Source organism: Symbiopectobacterium sp., assembly GCF_051710365.1.
Classification (GTDB): domain Bacteria; phylum Pseudomonadota; class Gammaproteobacteria; order Enterobacterales; family Enterobacteriaceae; genus Symbiopectobacterium.
This window is the reverse complement of sequence record NZ_JBPETA010000201.1, coordinates 1-5344: the sequence shown is the minus strand read 5'-3', so window position 1 is coordinate 5344 and position 5344 is coordinate 1. Positions and strand designations below refer to the sequence as shown.

2 protein-coding genes, 1 tRNA gene and 2 pseudogenes are annotated in these 5344 nt (G+C 49.4%); 1 reads left to right on the top strand and 4 read right to left on the bottom strand.

Going from position 1 to position 5344, the window contains the following annotated elements:
- Window positions 1-162: 162 nt before the first annotated feature.
- On the bottom strand, window positions 163-2352 hold the full coding sequence (locus tag ACTBDZ_RS14780) for a sigma 54-interacting transcriptional regulator (RefSeq protein ID WP_438815881.1): 2190 nt from the start codon (window positions 2350-2352) through the stop codon (window positions 163-165).
- Between the two features lie 632 nt (window positions 2353-2984).
- Here ACTBDZ_RS14780 and ACTBDZ_RS14775 point away from each other — a divergent pair.
- Window positions 2985-3443: pseudogene (locus tag ACTBDZ_RS14775) on the top strand (dicarboxylate/amino acid:cation symporter); the annotation flags it as partial.
- Between the two features lie 2 nt (window positions 3444-3445).
- Here ACTBDZ_RS14775 and ACTBDZ_RS14770 read toward each other — a convergent pair.
- The 3 genes and pseudogenes from ACTBDZ_RS14770 to ACTBDZ_RS14760 all read right to left on the bottom strand — a co-directional run.
- Window positions 3446-3839 (bottom strand): annotated as a pseudogene (locus ACTBDZ_RS14770) (Arm DNA-binding domain-containing protein); the annotation flags it as partial.
- A 161-nt stretch (window positions 3840-4000) separates the two neighbouring features.
- A tRNA-Asn gene (locus ACTBDZ_RS14765) sits at window positions 4001-4076 on the bottom strand.
- 184 nt (window positions 4077-4260) lie between these two features.
- Window positions 4261-5004: an aspartate/glutamate racemase family protein gene (locus ACTBDZ_RS14760; RefSeq protein ID WP_438815880.1), complete on the bottom strand. Its 744-nt coding sequence runs from the start codon at window positions 5002-5004 to the stop codon at window positions 4261-4263.
- Between the last annotated feature and the right edge of the window lie 340 nt (window positions 5005-5344).

Genomic DNA, 5344 nt, shown 5'->3' with positions numbered 1-5344 from the left:
GCCAATGGCAACATTACTTGATGGTAAACGGGTCTGGGCAGAAAAAAATCTGAACCAGATTTAATCTGACAGACACCTGTATAAATAACCGGTAACTGTCAGATCAGGTCTGAGCTAGTACACATGAAATCACCGCCGTTGAAAAAGCGGAGACACGCTGTCTTACTCCATCTCCTCTATGTCTTTCACCGAGATCCCCATACGCTGCATCCGCGATAACAACGTGGTGCGTTTCACCCCCATGCGCGCCGCCGCGCCTTTTGGCCCGGCGACGATACCGTTGGTTTCACGCAGCACGCGGATAATTTTTTGCCGCTCGGATTCCACTTCATCGTCCTGTAACGGCTGACGGGATGGCATATCCAGAGGGGCAGCCACCGGTTTTTGAACATCGCTCGCTGACGGTGGCATTTGCTGCAATTCGGCCAGTTGCAGATTCAAGGTTGTACCACGCGTGAGGATCACCGCGCGCTCGACGACATTTTCCAATTCCCGCACATTGCCCGGCCACGGCAGAAGACTTAAACGACGCAGCACCTCAGAGGGAATATTGTCGATAGTGCGGTTCATCCGACGGGCTATCTTGCGCGTGAAGAACTTCACCAACAGCGGAATGTCCTCCGGACGCTCCCGCAACGGGGGAATCACAATGGGGAAGACATTCAACCGGTAATAGAGATCGCTGCGGTATTCGCGATCCGCCACCATCTGTTTTAAATCGCGGTTGGTGGCAGCAATCAGGCGCACGTCAACGGAGATGACCTTACTGCCTCCGAGCCGTTCAATTTCTCGCTCCTGCAACACGCGCAACAGTTTGGGTTGCAACTCCGGCGGAATATCGCCCACTTCATCAAGAAACAGCGTGCTGTTGTCCGCCAGTTCAAAACGGCCCTGACGTTGCGCACTTGCCCCGGTAAAAGCCCCCTTTTCATGACCAAACAGATCACTCTCCAAAAGCCCGGAAGGGATAGCGGCACAGTTCATTTTTACCATGCGTTTGCCCTGCCTCGGGCTCAGGCGGTGTATGGCCCGGGCAATCAACTCTTTGCCGGTGCCCGTCTCGCCCAAAATCAGCACCGTGCTGTCACTGGCAGCCACCATCTCCACTTGCTCCAACACCTGACGAATGGCTTGGCTACAACCAATGATTTCGCCAAACGCATCATCGCCATGCTGGCGCACATGCTCGGTCAACTGTTCACTCAGATAGAAATTTTCATGAATCAGGCTGTCTTTGAGGCGGGTGATCTGTTCGTAGGCCACGGCGTTATCCAGCGCAATCGCGATACGTGCCGCAATTTGCCGCAACAGCCGAATATCCGCCTCGGTCACCGCCAGTTCATGACGGTGGGCCAACTCCAACACCCCTAATACTCTGGTGCCAAAGGCTAGCGGCAAAAGACACGCGTGGGTTAAGCCGCCATCAAGCCGCTGTGCCAACGTACAACGCGTCGGCGTGCCGGGTGTACCCTCCCCTGGGGCACTCAGCACCACTGCATTGTTTTGCATCACTTGCGCTGCCAGGGTTTCCGTCAGCGGCACTTTCCCTTGCTTGTGGTATGAGGTTTTTCCAGCGGGACTTTCTCCAGCAGGATAATGGGTGGCATAGTAGGTTAACGGCCCGTCCTCGTTCTCGTTATCCCCCAGCGCCAGCGCGATAAAATCAATGCCAAAGAAACGGTGGATCTCACGCGAGACCTCTTGCGCGAGCGCTTTTAATTCCAGTTTGGAGATAACGGTATTGGTGACATCGACCAAAATGCGGTAGTGATCGCGTTCATGGCGCAGAGATTCTGTCTCTTTCTGAGCCTGCTCTCGCGTCATGATATTTTCCAGCGCGCAGGTAACTACACTTGCCAACGCTTGAAAAAAAGCAATTTCACTGTCATCAAACAGACTGCCATCCGCCTTGAGAAACTCCAGCCCGCCCATCACGCGATCCGCGCCCGTTCGTACCAGTGGCACCAGACAGTAATCACTTAACCCTAAATAGGCCGGATGTTGCGCCAGATAAGGATAATCGCGCAAAAAATGCAAACGGTCGCGCCGCTGGAGTGTGGCATAGGTCCAGCTCGCACTGCCCGGCCCCTCTGCCAGCAATGCGCCCTCTTCACTCCCTGTCACCTTGTCGGTAAGCGGATCGTAGCGATAAAAGCGAATCTGATTATGTAGCGGGTTAAACCAGAGCAGATGGACACGCTGAAACCTCACCACCGAAAAGGAGGCCCCTTGCAAAACCTGCAACAGATCGTCGACTGTGCGTTGTTGCAACACTGATTGGGAAACCTTTAACAGCGTATCCTGCCAGAGAATAGACTGTCGGGATGGAGAATCCGTCAAATGTATCGCCATAGCCACCGCAGTTTAATCACCATAATCCTTAAGGGTAATAGTGTAAAGGCTGGCCACAGGAAATGACACGATGCGATAGCCATAGCTTGATCTGAATCGTGATTCATTTTCCTGAGGACGGCCAGGGTGGCCCGCATTAACGAATTTTGATATTACTCACAGAAAACTACTGCAATTAATGAATGCGGCAACAGAGAATTTGTCTGCGATCGGCGCGCTGTTGCAGCACACTTTTCCCTCAGTTCTTCATTCTATTAATTACTAAGAGATCGTTTTTCATAAGCAAAAATGATAACCGTACACATCAATCACGATAGACATAGTTAACTAACTGTTTTAAATATCAATTCCATTCAGCTCAACGAATGAACAGTTGCCATTTAATTCTCATTTTAGATAAAAAAACTAAAATAAATGCGTTTTTTGCATAATTGCTTCTCTATTTGCATGGTGAGGTATAAGAAAAAAAAGTAAAACCGTAGAATCGTTGTAATATCTTGGCCCAGGCAATATCACCCATAAAACATGACTGGTGCAGCAGGTCGTGCTTTTCGCAGGCATGGCCGCCGAGATCTGCTGACTGCCAATAACAATGTTTATTGCCTGAGTTTATTCATCAACATGAGGTCACTATGCAAAGGCAGAAGTTATTTAAGCAGATATCACTGGCTATCATCTTAGGGATATTGATTGGCTGGGCTTGTCATCATTTTCTGGATGGCGGACGAGCAAAAGAAGTTGCATCTTACTTCAACATGGTCACCGACATCTTCTTACGCATGATCAAAATGATCATCGCACCGCTGGTGTTTGCTACTCTGGTTTCCGGGCTGGCAAGTATGGACAACTCATCGGACGTAGGCCGTGTCGGTCTTAAAGCGATGACCTGGTTCATTACCGCTTCAGTTATTTCTCTGCTGATCGGTATGCTGTTTGCCAACATTTTCCAACCGGGTGCAGGCATGAACCTGACCGCGCCAACAACGGCGGTTGCTACCGGGCTGAATACTGATGGCTTTACGTTGAAGAGCTTCATCAGCCATATCTTCCCGAAAAGCATCGTGGAAGCCATGGCGAACAACGAAATCCTCAATCCTTTTGCTTCGATGCCTTTAAGCAGGGCGGTGAAATGCTGCGTTTTTAACTCCGTCACGAGCATGCTGCCAATTGCCGGAAAGAGATGGTTGTTCATGCTGGCAAGCAGCCGGGCGGCGTGGTTTTCTGACCATGCCTTGTTGCTGCATCGGCTTGATGTTCTGCGCCAGTTGTTTGCGAAGAACATCTCGCTTCTGACGTGTTTCAGACAGACTGATTAACGGATACGCGCCCAATGCGATGCGGATTTCTTTGCCGCCGAAGTAATATCTGAAATACCAGAGGCGCGAACCTGTCAGTTTAACATGAAGATATAGACCATGAGAATCGGACAGTTTTATGGGGGTAACGGGAGGCTTTAAGTTGCGGATTTTCGTGTCGTTAAGGGACATATGCGGGTCACTCCTTTATCGAACCGGAAAGACCCCAAATCTGACCACCAAATTCGCCCAATGCGGAGGGAAAAGTAAGAACACATCGGGAAATGTTTTCACGCTAACCTGTTGAACCTAAAACATATAGGGATTCGCAAAGATGCATAAGAACAAGAATTTGGCTCCTCTGACTGGACTCGAACCAGTGACATACGGATTAACAGTCCGCCGTTCTACCGACTGAACTACAGAGGAATCGTGTGAACGGGGCGCATAATAACGGCGTGCTGCGGGGATGTCAAAGGAAGAACATACAAAGGGCGATCGTTTGCTGAGAGATTAGGCAAATCGCCCTTTTTTTCTGCGTTGCGGCGAAAATCAGGGCAATTTAACGCTCTTTATAGCGGTCAACGTGCGTGCAAGCAGTCTGACCGCATTTTCAGGCGGCAATCGGGTGATGAGGCGTACCTTGATGGCTGGGATGGCGCGGAGAGTGGGCGAAATACCACTCAACGGTTTTCTTGATCAGGGCATCCGTTGCGTCAATGTAGTGTTCTGGTGCGGATGCCATATCTTGTTGGAGAATTAACGGCAGCTCAGTACAACCGAGGATCAATTTTTCCACGCCAGCATCAAGCAGTCTGTCTCTGACTGGAGCCAGAAGTCGATGTGCATCGGCAATACGGCCTGCCTTGTAGGCATAAATGCTTTCCATTACCGCCTGCTGTGCAGTGTCGTCAGGAATCTGACAGGCAATTCCCAGTGCGCTAAGGTTATCCTGATAAATTTTTGCTTTGCACGTGGCGGTGGTGGCCAGTAATCCAACAGCGTGCAAATGTTGCTGTTTAATCAACTGGCAGGTAGTGTCGATGATACTGATCATTTCGACATGTGTGCGTTTTTTTAATTCATCGAACCAGAAATGAGCGGTATTACAAGGAATAATAATACATTCTGCGCCTGCATTTTCGAGGATCTTCATATATTGAACCATTTTATCTAATGGAGATGCACCATGGTTCAAAATACATTGTGTTCTGTCAGGAATATCAGGAATTGATACCGCAATAGTAGGGATATGATCCTGGTCTTTATTGGCTGGCGTGTTGTTAATTAGTTTTTGCATGGCGTCAACCGTCGCCCCTGGCCCCATTCCGCCAAGAATACCAATTAAATTATTCACGTTATTAACCTCAATACATGAAGGGATTGAAAATATCTTCGCACAACCAGCCGGAATGTGAATTGCTAAATTCCCATCCCCTATGTATGATTTGCATAGCCAACCGTGTGGCTATGCTTTTCCTGCCGTGTCACTGCGCAGATTGAACAGCGGCAGTGGTTGTAGCGTCAGGCGCTGCGCGGTGTGAAGATGAAAAGAGGTGAGTTGTGCTTAATAACCGTCATTCCGCACCTGATTTTTCTTTTTTCGGGACTTGACGGTATTCTGAAGTTCTGAATTTATTACTGCTTTTTGCAGACCAATCAGCATGAGTACTCCCCACGTTACCATCCGTAACCTT